Here is a 15857-nt window from a genome sequence, read left to right on the forward strand (position 1 = left end):
CTTACTCCTGGTCCTTCAGCACGTCGGGCAGGTAGGCGCGGTGGAAGCCGTTGTAGGAACGGCTCTGCCCGGGCTTGGCCTTGCTCAGCGGGAAGGCACGGCTGCCCTGGCTGGCGGCGCCATCGATGCGGATGGTGTTGCCGCTGATGAAGGCGGCGCCGGGGGAGAGCAGGAAGACGATGGCGGAGGCCACTTCCGACTCGGTGCCGATGCGCTTGAGCGGCACGTGCTCGCGCAGGGTCGGGATCACCGCCTTGAACGCGCCCTCGTAGGTGTCCATGCCGCTGGAGGCGATCCAGCCCGGCGCCACGGCGTTGACCCGCACCCCGGCGTGGCCCCACTCGACGGCGGCGGTCTTGGTGAAGTTCTCCATGCCCGCGCGGGCGGCGCCGGAGTGGCCCATGCCGGGCATGCCGCCCCACATGTCGGCGAGCATGTTGACGATGCTGCCGCCGTGCTTGCCCATGCTCTGGTTGAACACTTCGCGGGCCATCAGGAAGCCGCCGACCAGGTTGGTGCGCACCACCGCCTCGAAGCCCTTGAGGTTGATCGAGGCCAGCGGCGCGGGGTACTGGCCGCCGGCGTTGTTGACCAGGTGGTGGATCGGCCCGCGCTCGGCGAGCACCTGCGCCACCAGCGCCTTCACCGCCTCCTCGTCGCGGATGTCGCAGCTGTGCCAGCTGGCGCTGCCGCCGTCCTCGACGATTTCGCCGGCGGTCTTCTCCAGCTTCTCGGCCTTGCGCCCGACCAGCACCACATGGGCGCCCAGGGCCGCCAGCTCATGGGCGGTGCAGCGGCCGATGCCGCTGCCGCCGCCGGTGACGATTACAGTCTGGCCGGCGAACAGGCCGGGCTTGAAGATCGAGTCGTATGCCATTGTTCTTGTCGTCCTGCTCAAGCGTTCGTTCTTGTCGTAGAAGAGCTGAGTTCATCGGCGATGTGTTTTGGCACCGCCACCGGGAATTCCAGCAACTGCTGGGCGAAGGCCTTGCCCTGCGGGTCGATGCGCAGGCTGGCCACGCCGCCGCCGCCCAGGGCGTGCTCCAGCAGGAAGTTCAGGCTGTGGCTGGCCGGCAGGTACCAGCGGCTGACGCGGCCCAGCTGCGGATCCAGCACGTGCTGCATCCACTCGGCCACCGCGCCTTCGCTCAGCGCCTCGGCGATCCACGGCAGGTATTCGGGCTTGCGCGCCATCACGCCGATGTTGCTGTGGTCGCCCTTGTCGCCGGAGCGCGCCACCGCCAGCTTCACCAGCGGCACGCTGGCCGTGGCCTGGCCGGTGGCGGCAGGGGCTTGCGCGGCCTCGGCCAGGTTCGCCGGGTCGAAGTGCTCCAGCTGCGGCAGGGCGACGGCATGGCTGTCCTCGCCGATGCGCACCGCCAGTTGGCAGCGCGCCTTGTCCACCAGGAAGGAGAACAGGCGGATCACCGGGTAAACCGTGGGCCGCCCGCCGACGATGCCGGTCAGGCCCGGGGCCATGCCGGTGGCGGCCTGGGCGATCTCGCGGGAGAACAGCAGCAGTGCCTCCTTGCGGGCGTGGCGCACGGCGAGCTTGACGACGATCTCGCGGCTGTCCTGGCGGCGGCCGTGGGGGCCGTAGGTGGCTTCGCTGCCGAGCAGTTCGATGCTGGTTTCGCGGTAGGGGCCCCAGCCGCGTTCGGCGAACATTTCCTCGGTCCTGGCGATGATCGCCCGGCTCACGCGCTCGGCCTTCTTCACTGCGTCGATGCCGGCGATCAGGCAACTGGCGGTGCAGCGGAAGCCGTCGGGATAGGTGGCGCTGACCTTGTACTGGCCGGTGGGCGGCAGGCCGCGGGCGCCGCTGAGGGCGACGCGGTCGGCGCCGGCCTGGCGCAGCTGCACGCCGGTGAAGTCGCAGACCACGTCGGGCAGCAGGTAGGCGCGCGGGTCGCCGATCTCGTAGAGCATCTGCTCGCCGACGCTCAGCGGGGTGACCAGGCCGCCTGTGCCTTGCGGCTTGGTGACCACGAAGTCGCCGCTGGCCTGCACTTCGACGATGGGGAAGCCGATGTGCTCGTAGTCCGGCACGCTTTCCCAGTCGGTGAAGTTGCCGCCGGTGCACTGCGCGCCGCATTCGATGATGTGCCCGGCCAGCGCGGCCTGGGCCAGTTTGTCGTAGTCGTTCCAGGCCCAGCCGAACTCGTGCACCAGGGCGGCGCTGACCACCGCGCTGTCCACCACGCGGCCGGTGATGACGATGTCCGCGCCCAGCGCCAGTGCCTCGACTATGCCGGGCGCGCCCAGGTAGGCGTTCATCGACACGCACATCGGCGGCAGCGGCGTGCCGCTGAACATTTCCACGGTCCCGGCCCTGGCCAGTTCGCCGGCCTGGGGCAGCAGGTTGTCGCCCTCCAGCACGGCGATCTTCAGCTGCACCCCGGCCTTCTCGCAGGCGGCCGCCAGGGCCTTGGCGCAGGCCTGCGGGTTGACCCCGCCGGCATTGCTGATGACGCGGACGCGCTTGCCGGCGATCTCGCCCAGCAGCGGCGCCAGCACCTCGACGAAGTCGGTGGCGTAGCCCGCCTCGGGGGTCTTCAGGCGCGCGCCGGCCATGATCGACAGGGTGATTTCGGCCAGGTAGTCGAACACCAGGTAGTCCAGCTCGGCGCCCTTCACCAGCTGGGCGGCGGCGCTGCAGGTGTCGCCCCAGAAGGCCGAGGCGCAGCCGATGCGTACGGTCTTGGTCATTTTTCTGCCCGTGACGGTCGAGAGGTGTTTCGACATTACCAAGCAAGCGCTTGGTTGAAAAGAGGGCATAAGCGCCAGACAACCCAACCAAGTGATGGCCAAGCGCTTGCTTGGTCGACGCCGCAGGCATACATTTCACCTGTATGCACAAGTACTTGCGTGGCGATCATGGAATCGCCCTGAACAGTGGTGGCCGGATGGCGGACGAGGGGAGAGCAGAGCGTGGATGACCAGAAAGCGCGCGAAGTGATGCTGGAGCTGGTGGCGAACGGGCAGGTCACCGACCCGGAGAGCGCCCGCGGCAAGCTGCTGCAGACCGCCGCCCACCTGTTCCGCGCCAAGGGCTACGAACGCACCACGGTGCGCGACCTGGCCGGCGCCGTGGGCATCCAGTCCGGCAGCATCTTCCACCACTTCAAGAGCAAGGACGAAATCCTGCGCTCGGTGATGGAGGAAACCATTCTCTACAACACCGCGCTGATGCGCGCCGCCCTGGCCGACGCCGAGGACCTGCGCGAGCGCCTGCTGGCGCTGATCCGCTGCGAGCTGCAATCGATCATGGGCGGCACCGGCGAGGCCATGGCGGTGCTGGTCTACGAGTGGCGCTCGCTGTCGCCGGAGGGCCAGGCCTACATCCTCGGCCTGCGCGACATCTACGAGCAGATGTGGCTGGACGTGCTCGGCGAGGTGCGCGCCGCCGGCTACTGCGAGGGCGACCCGTTCATCCTGCGGCGTTTCCTCACCGGCGCGCTGTCCTGGACCATGACCTGGTTCCGCCAGGACGGCAGCATGACCCTCGACGACCTGGCCGAGCAGGCCCTGCTGCTGGTCTACAAGGCCGCCTGATCAGCCCAGGCCCAGGTGCAGCGGGTAGCTCAGCAGCAGCAGGTGCACGCTGTTGACCACCCCGTGCAGGAGGATGGGCACCAGCATGCGCCCGCTGAAGTGCAGCGCCAGGCCGTAGCCGAGCCCGGCGATGCCGGCCACCACGGCGAACTGGCCGCTGAAGGGCAGGTGCGCCAGGCCGAACAGCAGGCTGCTGACAATGATCCCGGCGGGGGCGCCCAGGCGCTCCACCAGCGAGGTCTGCAACAGGCCGCGGAAGATCAGTTCCTCGGTCAGGGCGATCACCGCGAAATTCACCAATAGCCAGATCCACAGGCCGTCGGGCCATTTCGGCCGCCACACCACCAGGCCCAGGGCGGTGGCCAGCAGCGGCACGGCGAACAGGGTGGCGACCACGGTGATGCCGGCATAGTCCGGCGAGGCCCCCGCCAGCGGCGGCCGGCGCAGCCACCAGGCGAGCAGGGTGACGCCGGCCAGCGCCTTGTCCCAGGACAGGCGCAGCGCGTAGGCCGGGGCGTCGGCGGAGAGCTGCCGCGGCGGCCAGAGCGTCCACGACTGGGTGCCGGGCAGCAGGTGCGCGGCCAGGGCGAAGCTCGCCAGCAGGCACACCGGCCACCAGAGCAGCCAGGGCAGGCGTTGTTCGCCGTAGAGTGTCCAGGCGACGAAGAGTGCGCCTATCAAGAGCCCCAGGGGTTGGACGAATCCGAGGGCGAAACCGCCGAGCAGGAGCAACCCTGGCAGCAGCGGGAGTAGCTTCCTGAGCATCGTGTCCTCCATCCACCGGCCGCAGTCTAGGCAATTCGCCCTGCCTGATCCATGCCTGCGGCGGTGAATGAGGGAAATGACCTCGGGCGCCGGGGCGGCCGGCGGCGCTCAGCGCTTGTCGTCGCGGGCGTCCTGGGCGTCCATTTCGGCGTTGCGCTGATGGATGCGCTTGAGCTGCTCCTCGGTCAGCGGCAGCTTGCGGGCGCTGTCGCGCAGCAACAACAGGCCGCCGAGGATGGAGCCCAGGGCGAGGGCGATGATCAACCAGGCGTACCAGGGCATGGCGTTCTCCTTGGGATGCGAGCTTTCACCATAAACCCGCGCGCCCGGCTTGTCAGTGTGTGGCGGTGGCCGGACGCAGGCTTGTTGCCGGCGTATGACCTTCCCGTGAAGGATGCGTGGCGCGCGACCGCTGTCACATGATGGCAATCTGGACCTGATTGACTGGCGGACATTTCAGCCAGCGGAGTCCGCCGATGACCACCAGCGCCCTGCACGCACTCCTGCGCGCCGTGGAACCGCTGCAGGCGCAGATGAGCCTCAGCGACGTCGCCGACCGCCTGCTCACCGCCGAGCACCGCGCCTTCCTCTCGCTGCCGGTGGTGGACGGGCAGGGCCGCCCGCTGGGGCTGATCAGCCGCTACACCCTGCAGGACATCTTCATGCAGCGCTTCGGCCGCGACCTCTGGGGCCGCCGCCCGGTCAGCGAGATGATGAATGCCAGCCCCTTGCGGGTGGATATCGAATGGAGCCTGGAACAGGCAGCGCAGCAGGTCACCGCGCAACTGAAGTACCCGATCACCGAGGACTTCATCCTGGTCGACGGCGAAGGCGTCTACCTGGGCCTGGGCACCGTGCTCGACCTGCTCAAGGCCATGGAGGCGCGCATCGCCCAGCGCAACCGCGTGCTGCGCAAGGCCCTGGTCGACCTGCGGGAATCCCAGGCGCAGCTGGTGCAGTCGGAGAAGATGGCCTCCCTGGGGCAGATGGTCGCCGGCGTCGCCCACGAGCTGAACACCCCGCTGGGCTACGTGCGCAACAACCTCGAACTGATCCGCGAACAGCTCCTGCCGCTGCTGCAGCTGGCCGAGAGCCAGGCCGAGCTGGCGGACTGCCTGAACGACGCGGCCTGCGACGAGGCGCGCCTGGCCCAGGCCCTGCAAACCGCCGGGCAGGTGCGCGCGGAAGCCGCCCTGGAGCAACTGCTGGGCGACCTCGACCAACTGTTCGGCGACACCACCTACGGCCTGGCGCAGATCGGCGAGCTGGTCGGCGGGCTCAAGGACTTCGCCCGCCTGGACCGCGCCATGAGCGAGGAGGTGGACCTCAATGAGTGCGTGAAGAGCGCGCTGCTGATCGCCCGCAACAGCATCAAGGACAAGGCCGAGATCATCCGCCAGCTCGGCGAGCTGCCGCCCATCGCCTGCGCGCCGTCGCAGATCAACCAGGTGCTGCTCAACCTGTTCACCAACGCCGCCCAGGCCATGCGCGGCTTCGGCCACATCCACGTGAAGACCTGGGCCGACCAGGAGGCGGTGTTCGTCTCCGTGCAGGACAACGGCCAGGGCATGCCCGCCGAGGTCATGGCGCGCATCTTCGACCCCTTCTTCACCACCAAGCCGCCGGGCCAGGGCACCGGCCTGGGCCTGTCGATCAGCTACAAGATCATCCAGGACCACGGCGGCAGCATTCGCGTCGCTTCCGAACCCGGGCGCGGCACACGCTTCCTCATCCGCCTGCCGCGCGCGCAGGCCAGCGACCTGAAACGGAGTGCCTGACATGACCCAGCCGCTCAAGGCCCTGCCGCAGTCCGGCCAGGCCCGGCCCACCGGCCTGACCCGCATCCTCTTCGTCGACGACGAGGAGCGCATCCTGCGCAGCCTGGCCATGCAGTTCCGCCGGCACTACGAGGTGCTCACCGAGTCCGACCCGCGGCGCGCCCTGGAGCGCCTGCGCAGCGAGCCGGTGCAGATCCTCGTCAGCGACCAGCGCATGCCGCAGATGAGCGGCGCCGAGCTGCTGGCCCGGGCCCGCGAGATCGCCCCGGACTGCCTGCGCATCCTGCTCACCGGCTACTCCGACCTGGACGCGGCGGTGGAAGCGCTGAACAACGGCGGCATCTTCCGCTACCTGACCAAGCCCTGGGACCCGCAGGAAATGGCCTTCACCCTGCGCCAGGCGGCGGAGATCGCCGGGCGCCAGGCCGCCGCGCCCGACCTGCAGGCCATCAGCCGGCTGGCCGCGCCGCTCAACGTATTGCTGCTGGACGACGACGCCGACACCCTGGCCTGCGTCGGCGACTTCTGCGCCGCCGGCAATCACCAGCTGCACCGCGCGCGCAACCTGGCCGAGGCGCTGTTGCGGCTGAACGCCGAGCCCATCGACATCCTGGTCAGCGACCTGAAGCTCGCCGGCGAGGACACCGCGCCGCTGCTCAAGTCCCTGGCCCAGGCCCACCCACGCCTGCTCAGCCTGGTGGTGACGCCGTTCCGCGACACCCAGGACCTGCTGGCGCTGATCAACCAGGCGCAGATCTTCCGCTACCTGCCCAAGCCGATCCGCCGCGGCCTCTTCGAAAAGGGCCTGAAGGCCGCCGCCGAACAGGCCCAGCTGTGGCGCGCGCAACCGCAGCCGCAGGTGGCGCGCCTGGCCGAGGCGCCGCGCGAGGAGCGCGAGCGGGAGAAGGTCGGCAGCCTGCTGGGCATGCTCGGCCGCCTGCGCGAGCGCCTGAGCGTATAGGACGGGCAACGCGTCGCCGGAAGCTGCCGGCGGCGGCGCTTTCTGCGACAATGCGCGGCGTTTTTCAGAATCCCCCCGCGAGAGAGCCCATGTCCGTCTGCCAGACCCCGATCATCGTCGCCCTGGATTTCCCCACCCGCGAGGCCGCCCTGGCGCTGGCCGACCAGCTCGACCCGAAACTGTGCCGGGTGAAGGTGGGCAAGGAACTCTTCACCAGTTGCGCCGCGGGTATCGTCGAGACGCTGAACGGCCGCGGCTTCGAGGTGTTCCTCGACCTGAAATTCCACGACATCCCCAACACCACCGCGATGGCCGTGCGCGCCGCCGCCGAGATGGGCGTGTGGATGGTCAACGTGCACTGCTCCGGCGGCCTGCGCATGATGGCGGCCTGCCGCGAGACCCTCGACGCCTTCGATGGCCCGAAACCGCTGCTGATCGGCGTGACCGTGCTGACCAGCATGGAGCGCGAGGACCTGGCCGGCATCGGCCTGGACGTCGAGCCCCAGGAGCAGGTGCTGCGCCTGGCGGCCCTGGCCGAGAAGGCGGGCATGGACGGCCTGGTCTGCTCGGCCCAGGAAGCCCCGGCCTTGAAAGCCGCGCACCCGGCCCTGCAACTGGTCACCCCGGGCATCCGCCCGGCCGGCAGCGCCCAGGACGACCAGCGCCGCATCCTCACCCCGCGCCAGGCCCTGGACGCCGGCTCCGACTACCTGGTGATCGGCCGCCCGATCAGCCAGGCTGCCGATCCGGGCGCGGCGCTGGCGGCGATAGTCGCTTCCCTGGCTTGAACGAGGGGCTGTTCGTGCCACCGGGGTGTCCGGCGTGGTTGATGAACCAATCGCGGACGGAGTCCGCTCCTACGTCCGTGCTTCCCTGAACCCTGGGATGGGTTGAGCGATACCCATGCTGCCGTGGTGATGGGTATCGCTTCGCTCAACGCCATCCTACGAAAAGCCGTGCTTCCTGGAACCGTAGGAGCGGACTCTGTCCGCGATTCGGACTTCCAGAGAAACCTCCGAGCGCACCGGAACGCCCCTTCAGCAGGCCGATTTGGTTCCTTTTTGCGGGGGTGGCCTTCCACCGTTTGACAAAAGGGACTCGCCCGAGGGGGCGAAACAAGACGGTCGGGCAAACCCGGAGCGACGCAGAAACACCCAAGCCAAGGCAGCGCAAGCGCTGTTCGCGGGAATGACGAGGGTGGGAGGATGGCGCCTGACCGACGCATCGCTCAGGACAGCCCCCTCTCCCGCTTGCGGGAGAGGGCTGGGGAGAGGGTGCTCTCGAGTTCAGCACCGAAAGTCCCCGGCAAACACCGTTCGCGAGCAAGCCCCCCCTCAACGCACCAATACCTCCCGTGGCCGCTCCACCCACCGCGCCCGCAGCGCGTCATACCCCCAGTTGAAGCCAATGGTGTACGGCAGGAAGAACAGAATCAGCCCGATATCCAGCACGAACGCCTCCACCAGACCGATACCCAGCCACCAGGCCGCCAGCGGCACCAGCATGAAGATCAACCCCAGCTCGAACAGCGAGGCGTGCAGCACGCGCACCGGCAGGGTGCGGGCGAACTGCAGGCGCCGCTGGGCGCGGTCGAACAGAGTGTTGTAGACCATGTTCCACAGCGTGGCGATCAGCGAGAACATCAGCGTCAGGGCGCCCATGTGGCCCAGCGGCTGGTCCATCAGCCAGGCCAGGGTCGGGGCGCAGATGGCCAGGGCGATGAATTCGAAGAGCAGGGCGTGGAACAGCCTTTCCTTCAGCGTCTTTTGCATGCTCATGGGTTTTCTCCAGATAAAGAGGGGCCCCACCGGGCCGGCTGGCGGCTATTCTCATCGGTTGAAGGGTTGTTTCGAAGTTGGCTAGCATCGGCAAAACCGATGGACGAGGCCCCCATGCAATATTCCCCCGAATCCCTCCAGGCCTTTGCCGAGGCCGCCTGCCTGGGTTCCTTCAGCGCCGCCGCGCGCAAGCTGGGCAAGAGCCAGTCCACCGTCAGCGAGGCCATCGCCCGCCTGGAGATCGACCTGGGCCTGGAGCTGTTCGACCGCAGCGCGCGCCAGCCGAAACTGACCGAGGCCGGCAAGGCCCTGCTCGGCCGCGTCGAGGAAGTGCTGATGGCCAACGACCGCCTCGGCCAGTTGGCCGGGCAGCTCTCGGCGGGAATGGAGCCGCGGCTGACCCTGGCGATGTCCGACACCTACCAGTCCGAACCCTTCGAGAAGCGCCTGGCGGAAATCGACCAGCACTTCCCGGACATCGAGTTCGAATGGCTGATCGCCGAGCACGGCGACGTCATCGACCTGGTCGGCCAGGGCCGCGCTTCCCTCGGCCTGCTCGCCGCGCAGCCGAACTACCCGCCGGACATCGGCTCGGCCACCCTCGGCGAATGCGCCGAGTTCGGCCTGTTCGTCAGCCGCGCGCACCCGCTGGCGCAGCTGGAGAAGGTCGAGCGCAGCGACCTGCTGGGCCACCGCAACCTGCGCCTGAACACCTTCATCGACGACGCCGAGCCGCCCCTGGGCGGGCGCTGCTGGTCGGCGCCGACCTACCTGTTGCTGCTGGACATGGCGGTGCTCGGCTTCGGCTGGGTGGAGCTGCCGACCTGGATGAACCAGCGCTTCGCCAACGGCCGCCTGCACCCGCTGCAGGTGCCCGGCTGGCCGCGCAGCGTGGCGGTCGACGTGGTCTGGTCGCGGCAGCGCAGCCTGGGCCCGGCGGCGCGCTGGCTGGTGCAGCGGCTGCTGGCCAGTTGAGCCGGCCCTGTCACAGTTTGTGGCGAAGCGGCCTGTTCGCTATCGCGGCGGGCCAGTAGGATCGGACTTTTCGTCTGCACGGCACGAGGTGAGGATGCGCGGCAAGCTGGAGCAATGCCTGGAAGCGGTGGACCGGATCCTGCTGGGCAAGCAGGTCCAGGTACGCCTGGCGATGACCTGCCTGCTGGCCCGCGGGCACCTGCTGATCGAAGACCTGCCGGGGATGGGCAAGACCACCCTCAGCCATGCCCTGGCGCGGGTGCTGGGGCTGAGCTTCCAGCGCATCCAGTTCACCTCCGACCTGCTGCCCGGCGACGTGCTCGGCACCTCGGTGTTCGACAAGGACACCGGGCAGTTCGTCTTCCACCCCGGGCCGATCTTCGCCGAGCTGGTGCTGGCAGACGAGATCAACCGCGCCACGCCCAAGGCGCAGAGCGCGCTGCTGGAGGCCATGGAAGAGGGCCAGGTGACCATCGAGGGCGCCACCCGGCCGCTGCCCGAGCCCTTCTTCGTGATCGCCACGCAGAACCCGGTGACCCAGGGAGGCACCTTCGCCCTGCCCGAATCCCAGCTCGACCGCTTCCTCATGCGCCTGTCCCTGGGCTACCCGGGGCGCGCGGCGGAGAAGGCCCTGCTGCTGGGCGAGGCGCGGCGCGACCTGCTGCCGCGCCTGGAGCCGATCCTCACCCCCGACGAGCTGGCGGCGCTGCAGGCCGAGGTGCCGAAGGTCCACGTCAGCGACGCCCTGGTGGACTACGTGCTGCGCCTGGCCGAGGCCACCCGCAGCCAGCCGGCCTTCGCCCTCGGCCTGTCGCCGCGCGGCAGCCTGGCGCTGCTGGCCGCGGCGCGCGCCTGGGCCCTGCTGGCCGGGCGTGACTACGCCATCCCCGAGGACGTCCAGGCGGTGCTGCCGTCGGTGGCCGGGCACCGCCTGCGCGACCAGGCCGACCCTTCCGGGCACGGCGGCGGCGCCCTGGTGCAATGGCTGCAGCGCGAAGTCCCGGCGCTGTGAGCGGGGCCCGGCCATGCTGGTGAAGGTCCGCCCGCTGTGGCAGAGCTGGATCGCCCGGCGCATTCCGCCGTCGCCCTCGCTGCAACTGAACCAGCGGCGTATCTTCATCATCCCCTCGGGGCAGGGCGTGGCCTTCGGCGTCGCCGTGGTCCTGCTGCTGCTCACCGCCATCAACTACCAGAACAGCCTGGCCTACGGCCTGACCTTCCTGCTGCTGTCGCTGTTCATCGTCGCCATCCTGCACACCTACCGTAACCTCGGCGGCCTGCGCCTGACCGCGCTGGGCGCGCTGCCGGTGTTCGTCGGCGAGCAGGTCTGCTTCCGCGTGCGCCTGGAGGGCGAGGGGCGCGAGCGCCGGGCCATCGGCCTCGGCTGGTCGGAACAGGCGCTGCAATACGCCGACGTGCGCGCCAATGGCGCCGAGGAACTGCTGCTGACGCTGCCGGCCGAGCGCCGCGGCTGGCTGCGCCCGGGCCGCCTGCGGGTGGAGAGCCGCTTCCCCCTGGGCCTGCTGGTGGCCTGGAGCTGGCTCGACCTGGACCAGGCCGGCCTGGTCTACCCGCGCCCGCTGCCCGCCGACCTGCCCCTGGAAGGCGGCCGCGCCGACGAGCACGACGAAGGCCTGCGCGCCACTGGCAGCGGCGCCGACGATTTCCAGGGCCTGCGCCCCTACCAGAGCGGCGACTCGCGCCGGCGCCTGCACTGGAAGGCCTACTCCCGCGGCCAGGGCCTGCTGGTGAAGGACTTCGCCGCGCTCAGCGGGCGCGACCTCTGGCTGGACTTCGAGCTGCTCGGCGGCGACGTCGAGACGCGCCTGTCCTGCCTCTGCCACTGGGTGCTGCAGCTGTCCCTGCGCGGCCAGAGCTTCGGCCTGCGCCTGCCCGGCGTGCAACTGCCGCTGGCCAGCGGCGACGCCCACCGCGGCGCCTGCCTGCGCGAGCTGGCGCTGTTCGGAGTACGGCCGTGAGCCAACAGCCGATCCCGCGCATCGCCCTGACCTGGCTGCTGGTGGCCCAGGCCCTGGTGATACTGCCGCACCTGGAACACCTGCCGTTCTGGGTGGTGGGCTTCTGGCTCGGCTGCGCGGCCTGGCGCGTGCAGGTCTACCGCATGCGCGCGCGCTACCCCAACGGCCTGGCCAAGCTGGCCCTGGTGATCGCCGCCGGCATCGGCGTGTGGCTGTCGCGCGGCTCGCTGATTGGCCTGGACGCCGGCGTGGTGCTGCTGATCGCCGCTTTCGTCATCAAGCTGGTGGAGCTGAAGACGCGCCGCGACGCCCTGGTGCTGATCCTGCTCGGCTTCTTCGCCGTGGCCACCAGCTACCTGTTCGACGCCAGCCTGCTGGCCGCGGCCTTCAGCCTGCTGCCGGTCACCGCGCTGCTGGCGGCGCTGATCGGCCTGCAGCAGAGCAGCTTCGCCGAAGGCCCCTGGCGCACCCTGCGCCTGGCCGGCGGCCTGCTGCTGCAGGCGCTGCCGCTGATGCTCCTGCTGTTCCTGCTGTTCCCGCGCCTGGGTCCGCTGTGGTCGCTGCCGCTGCCCGGCGGCCAGGCCACCACCGGGCTCAGCGACTCGATGATGCCCGGCGACTTCGTCGAGCTGAGCCAGTCCACCGAGCTGGCCTTCCGCGTCAAGTTCGACGACGCCGCGCCGCCCCAGGAGCAGCTCTACTGGCGCGCCCTGACACTGGAGAATTTCGACGGCCAGCGCTGGACGCAGTCCTGGCAGGGGCGCAGCGAACGGGCGCCGGACTGGCGCCGGCAGGGGCCATCGCTGAGCTACCAGGTGATCATGCAGCCCAGCTCGCGGCCCTGGCTGTTCACCCTCGACGTCGCCGAGGGCGGCCCGGACGATGCGCGCATGATGAGCGACTTCCGCCTGGAGCGGCGGCGCCCGGTGCAGGACGTGCTGATGTACCGCGCCAGCTCCTGGCCCCGGGCCCTGCGCGAGCCGGACAGCAGCGCCACGGCGCTGCGCCGCGACCTGCAGCTGCCGGCCCGCGGCAACCCGCGCGCGCGGGCCTGGGCCGCAGAGCTGCGCGAGCGCTACCCGCAGCCCGAGGCGCTGGTGCAGGCGGTGCTGCGCCACTTCCACGACCAGCCCTACGCCTACACCCTGCGTCCGCCGGCCACCGGCGAGGAGCGCATCGACGGCTTCCTGTTCGACACCCGCCGCGGCTTCTGCGAGCACTACGCCGGGGCCATGACCTTCGTCCTGCGCGCGGCCGGCATCCCGGCGCGGGTGGTCACCGGCTACCAGGGCGGCGAGCTGAACCCGGCCGGCGACTACCTGCTGGTGCACCAGTTCGACGCCCACGCCTGGGTCGAGTACTGGTCGCCGGGCGCGGGCTGGCGCAGCGTCGACCCGACCTTCCAGGTCGCCCCCTCGCGCATCGAGCGCGGCCTGCAGGCGGCGCTGGCGGAGGAGGGCAGCTTCCTCGCCGACTCGCCCTTCGCCCGCCTGCGCTATGGCGGTTTCGGCCTGCTCAGCCAGCTGCGCCTGAGCTGGGACAACCTCAACTACGACTGGCAGCGCTGGGTGCTGGGCTACCAGGGCGAGCAGCAGGCGGGCCTGTTGCGGGCCTGGTTCGGCGAGCGCGACAGCCTCTGGACCGGCGTGCTGCTGGTGGGCGGCGGGGCGCTGTCGCTGGGCCTGCTGGCGCTGCTGCTGTTCAAGCCCTGGCGGCGGACGCGGGATGCGCAGCTGCGCAGCTTCGAGCGCTTCGAACAGCTTCTGGCTGCCCAGGGCCTGCAGCGCCACGCCGGCGAAGGGCCGCGTGCCTTCGCCGAGCGGGCGATGGTTGCGCTGCCGGCCCAGGCCGCGAGCATCCAGGCCTACCTGGCGGCGTTCGAACGCCAGCGCTACGCCGGCGCCGCTTCCGCGCCGCAGGAACTGCGCGGGCACCTGGCGCGGCTGCGCCGGCAACTGCCCTGGCGGCTGGCCCGGCGCGGCCGTTGAAACGCCTTGCGACCATCGGCCACGGGCGGCGGCTTGCCGCCGATGCGCCGCCAGCTAACCTCATAGATTCCAGGCCCCGACGGACGGAGTTCGCCGTGTCATCCTTCAGCGACTATCTGGTTTCCCATGTGATCGAGCAGGAGGTGGCCCTGTTCGCGGCCTCCGAGCGCCTGCGCGCGCGCTCCGACAGCGAGGCCCTGCACGACCTGCGCATCGCCGTGCGGCGCCTGCGCAGCCTGCTGCATCCGGCCCAGGGCATGCCCGGCATCGACGAGATCGAGGCGGCGCTGAGCGAACTGGGCCGCCTGAGCGGGCCGCTGCGCGACCTCGAAGTGCTGCTGCCGGTGCTGGAAGCCGAAGGCCTGGAAAAGGCCGCCGCATTGCGCCGGCCGGCGCTGACCTCCGGCTACCTGGCGCTGCTCGCCAGCCCGCAGTGGGACCGGCTGATGCGCCTGCTCGACGGCTGGCCGATGCTCTGGCGCACCGCCGAACGCCACGGCGTGCTCGAAGGCCTGCACGCCCAGGTGCGCAAGCGCCTGGCCAAGCAGTGGCACAAGCTGCGCGAAGCCCTCAAGGACCCGGCCCACGACCGCCATCGCCTGCGCCTGCTGATCAAGCGCGTGCGCTACGCCCTGGAGGCCTACCCGAAGGATTCGCCCTTGCCGCAGAAGGTGCTGGCGCCGCTGAAGGAGGCCCAGTCCACCCTGGGCACCTGGCACGACTACGAGCAGTGGCTGATCCGCAGCGAGCGCGAACTCGACCTGATGCCCCTGCAACCGCACTGGAACGCCCTGCACGACCTGGCCGAGCGGGATGCCGACGAGAGCCTGGAGCGGCTGCTCAAGGCGCTGGGCTGAGCGCCATCCGCCGTTTTCAGCGACGGATGATCGCGGACGGAGTCCTACCTTGCGCGGAGGTGCTCTTCGTAGGATGGGTTGAGCTTGCGATACCCATGCTGCCGTGGCGATGGGTATCGCTTCGCTCAACGCCATCCTACGAAAAGCCGTGCTTCCTGGAACCGTAGGCGCGGACTCCGTCCGCGATTGGTTCATCAACCACGCCGTTTGACCATGGCATCCGGCCGCTCCGGGTTCGGCCTTGGCGCGGCTCATGGCTTGGGTATCTCGGCGGATAACCGCCACAGGGTCATGCCTCACTCCCATCTATGAACGAACATTCGCCCCTTGAGTGGACCCGCGTTCAGCCCTAAGGATGGTTGCCAGCCCCGCCGCCTTTCCCCCTAAGATGCCCCCTGACCCAGTCAGCAGGAGGCGACGATGACCTTTCCCGAACTCATCCAGGCGGTGCGCAATGCGCCGGAAAAAGTGGTGATCCCGGCGCAGTGGGGCCAGGGCCGCGCCAGTTTCGGCGGCCTGGTGGCGGCCATGGCCTACGAGGCGATGGCCGCCGTTGCCGAGGCCGGGCGGCCATTGCGTTCGCTGGCCGTTACCTTCGTCGGCCCCGTCGAGCCGGAAGTGCCGGTGAGCTTCCAGGCCGAGGTGCTGCGCGAGGGCAAGGCGGTCAGCCAGGTGTTCTGCCGCGCCGTGCAGAACGGCCAGGTACTGACCCTGGCCCAGGCCAGCTTCGGCCTGCCGCGCGAATCGGTGGTGCAGGTCGAGGGCCTGCCGGCGCCGGCCTTCAAGGCGGTGGACGAGTGCCAGGAGCTGCCCTTCATCCGCAAGCTGATGCCCGAGTTCACCCGCCACATCGCCATGCGCTGGGCCGTGGGCGGCATGCCCTTTTCGTCGAGCACTTCACGGGAGATGGGCGGCTGGATGCGCTTTCGCGGCGACGGCGTGGGCGACGAGCCCATGGAGGTCGGCCACCTGCTGGCGCTGATCGACGCCTGGCCGCCGGCGACCCTGCCGATGCTCAAGACGCCGGCGCCGTCCAGCTCGCTGACCTGGACCATCGAATTCGTTCAGCCGCAACCGGCCCTGCCGGCCAACGGCTGGTGCCAGTACCTGGCGACCATCGAACACGCCCGCGACGGCTACGGGCACATCGCCGCCCAGTGCTGGACGGCGGACGGCCAGTTGCTGGCGATCTCGCGGCAGACCGCGACCATCTTCGGCTAG

15 protein-coding genes are annotated in these 15857 nt (G+C 70.0%); 10 read left to right on the forward strand and 5 right to left on the reverse strand.

What is annotated here, in order from left to right; all coding sequences use genetic code 11:
- Position 1 precedes the first annotated feature (1 nt).
- Both PcP3B5_RS09825 and PcP3B5_RS09830 read right to left on the reverse strand, forming a co-directional pair.
- The gene (locus PcP3B5_RS09825; RefSeq protein ID WP_061561141.1) at positions 2-877 is read right to left on the reverse strand and encodes an SDR family oxidoreductase; all 876 of its coding nucleotides are present in this window, start codon (positions 875-877) and stop codon (positions 2-4) included.
- Between the two features lie 17 nt (positions 878-894).
- On the reverse strand, positions 895-2709 hold the full coding sequence (locus PcP3B5_RS09830) for an acyclic terpene utilization AtuA family protein (RefSeq protein WP_061561142.1): 1815 nt from the start codon (positions 2707-2709) through the stop codon (positions 895-897).
- A gap of 222 nt (positions 2710-2931) precedes the next feature.
- On the opposite strand from PcP3B5_RS09830, the gene PcP3B5_RS09835 reads away from it, so the two are divergent.
- Positions 2932-3555, forward strand: a complete 624-nt coding sequence (locus tag PcP3B5_RS09835; RefSeq protein WP_061561143.1) for a TetR/AcrR family transcriptional regulator — start codon at positions 2932-2934, stop codon at positions 3553-3555.
- Here PcP3B5_RS09835 and PcP3B5_RS09840 read toward each other — a convergent pair whose 3' ends face one another.
- Complete coding sequence (locus tag PcP3B5_RS09840) at positions 3556-4320, reverse strand: CPBP family intramembrane glutamic endopeptidase (protein ID WP_009621524.1); 765 nt, start codon at positions 4318-4320, stop codon at positions 3556-3558. It lies immediately after the preceding gene.
- Positions 4321-4428: 108 nt separating this feature from the next.
- On the reverse strand, positions 4429-4602 hold the full coding sequence (locus PcP3B5_RS30380; protein ID WP_009621525.1) for a DUF2897 family protein: 174 nt from the start codon (positions 4600-4602) through the stop codon (positions 4429-4431).
- 194 nt (positions 4603-4796) lie between these two features.
- Here PcP3B5_RS30380 and PcP3B5_RS09845 point away from each other — a divergent pair, with 194 nt between their 5' ends.
- From PcP3B5_RS09845 to pyrF, 3 genes are all read left to right on the forward strand, one after another.
- Positions 4797-6098, forward strand: a complete 1302-nt coding sequence (locus tag PcP3B5_RS09845) for a sensor histidine kinase (RefSeq protein ID WP_061561144.1) — start codon at positions 4797-4799, stop codon at positions 6096-6098.
- A 1-nt stretch (position 6099) separates the two neighbouring features.
- The gene (locus PcP3B5_RS09850; protein ID WP_058070989.1) at positions 6100-7059 is read left to right on the forward strand and encodes a response regulator; all 960 of its coding nucleotides are present in this window, start codon (positions 6100-6102) and stop codon (positions 7057-7059) included.
- A gap of 89 nt (positions 7060-7148) precedes the next feature.
- On the forward strand, positions 7149-7847 hold the full coding sequence (pyrF, locus tag PcP3B5_RS09855) for an orotidine-5'-phosphate decarboxylase (protein ID WP_058488961.1): 699 nt from the start codon (positions 7149-7151) through the stop codon (positions 7845-7847).
- A 546-nt stretch (positions 7848-8393) separates the two neighbouring features.
- Here the strand turns inward: pyrF and PcP3B5_RS09860 are convergent.
- A complete protein-coding gene (locus PcP3B5_RS09860) occupies positions 8394-8837 on the reverse strand; it encodes a multidrug/biocide efflux PACE transporter (RefSeq protein WP_043316109.1) in 444 nt (147 codons plus the stop codon).
- A gap of 114 nt (positions 8838-8951) precedes the next feature.
- Between PcP3B5_RS09860 and PcP3B5_RS09865 the strand changes: the two genes are divergently transcribed.
- The 6 genes from PcP3B5_RS09865 to PcP3B5_RS09890 all read left to right on the forward strand — a co-directional run bounded on the left by PcP3B5_RS09865 (position 8952) and on the right by PcP3B5_RS09890 (position 15857).
- Positions 8952-9812: a LysR family transcriptional regulator gene (locus PcP3B5_RS09865; protein WP_009621535.1), complete on the forward strand. Its 861-nt coding sequence runs from the start codon at positions 8952-8954 to the stop codon at positions 9810-9812.
- Positions 9813-9906: 94 nt separating this feature from the next.
- A complete protein-coding gene (locus PcP3B5_RS09870; RefSeq protein WP_009621537.1) occupies positions 9907-10824 on the forward strand; it encodes an AAA family ATPase in 918 nt (305 codons plus the stop codon).
- Between the two features lie 13 nt (positions 10825-10837).
- Positions 10838-11791: a DUF58 domain-containing protein gene (locus PcP3B5_RS09875; RefSeq protein ID WP_061561146.1), complete on the forward strand. Its 954-nt coding sequence runs from the start codon at positions 10838-10840 to the stop codon at positions 11789-11791.
- Positions 11788-13779 (forward strand): transglutaminase TgpA family protein, encoded by a 1992-nt coding sequence (locus tag PcP3B5_RS09880; protein ID WP_061561147.1) that lies wholly within the window; start codon positions 11788-11790, stop codon positions 13777-13779. The genes PcP3B5_RS09875 and PcP3B5_RS09880 overlap by 4 nt, the downstream gene beginning before the upstream one ends.
- 95 nt (positions 13780-13874) lie before the next feature.
- Complete coding sequence (locus PcP3B5_RS09885; RefSeq protein ID WP_009621543.1) at positions 13875-14636, forward strand: CHAD domain-containing protein; 762 nt, start codon at positions 13875-13877, stop codon at positions 14634-14636.
- Positions 14637-15056: 420 nt separating this feature from the next.
- Entirely contained in the window at positions 15057-15857 is an 801-nt protein-coding gene (locus PcP3B5_RS09890) for an acyl-CoA thioesterase (RefSeq protein WP_061561148.1), read from the forward strand.

The organism is Pseudomonas citronellolis (assembly GCF_001586155.1).
Lineage (GTDB): Bacteria > Pseudomonadota > Gammaproteobacteria > Pseudomonadales > Pseudomonadaceae > Pseudomonas > Pseudomonas citronellolis.

Coding starts and splice junctions, on each gene's coding strand:
- pyrF (WP_058488961.1), top strand. CDS start 7,149: ATGTCCGTCTGCCAGACCCCGATCATCGTCGCCCTGGATTTCCCCACC.
- PcP3B5_RS09845 (WP_061561144.1), top strand. CDS start 4,797: ATGACCACCAGCGCCCTGCACGCACTCCTGCGCGCCGTGGAACCGCTG.
- PcP3B5_RS09870 (WP_009621537.1), top strand. CDS start 9,907: ATGCGCGGCAAGCTGGAGCAATGCCTGGAAGCGGTGGACCGGATCCTG.
- PcP3B5_RS09875 (WP_061561146.1), top strand. CDS start 10,838: ATGCTGGTGAAGGTCCGCCCGCTGTGGCAGAGCTGGATCGCCCGGCGC.
- PcP3B5_RS09825 (WP_061561141.1), bottom strand. CDS start 877: ATGGCATACGACTCGATCTTCAAGCCCGGCCTGTTCGCCGGCCAGACT.
- PcP3B5_RS09840 (WP_009621524.1), bottom strand. CDS start 4,320: ATGCTCAGGAAGCTACTCCCGCTGCTGCCAGGGTTGCTCCTGCTCGGC.
- PcP3B5_RS30380 (WP_009621525.1), bottom strand. CDS start 4,602: ATGCCCTGGTACGCCTGGTTGATCATCGCCCTCGCCCTGGGCTCCATC.
- PcP3B5_RS09890 (WP_061561148.1), top strand. CDS start 15,057: ATGACCTTTCCCGAACTCATCCAGGCGGTGCGCAATGCGCCGGAAAAA.
- PcP3B5_RS09865 (WP_009621535.1), top strand. CDS start 8,952: ATGCAATATTCCCCCGAATCCCTCCAGGCCTTTGCCGAGGCCGCCTGC.
- PcP3B5_RS09860 (WP_043316109.1), bottom strand. CDS start 8,837: ATGAGCATGCAAAAGACGCTGAAGGAAAGGCTGTTCCACGCCCTGCTC.
- PcP3B5_RS09830 (WP_061561142.1), bottom strand. CDS start 2,709: ATGACCAAGACCGTACGCATCGGCTGCGCCTCGGCCTTCTGGGGCGAC.
- PcP3B5_RS09850 (WP_058070989.1), top strand. CDS start 6,100: ATGACCCAGCCGCTCAAGGCCCTGCCGCAGTCCGGCCAGGCCCGGCCC.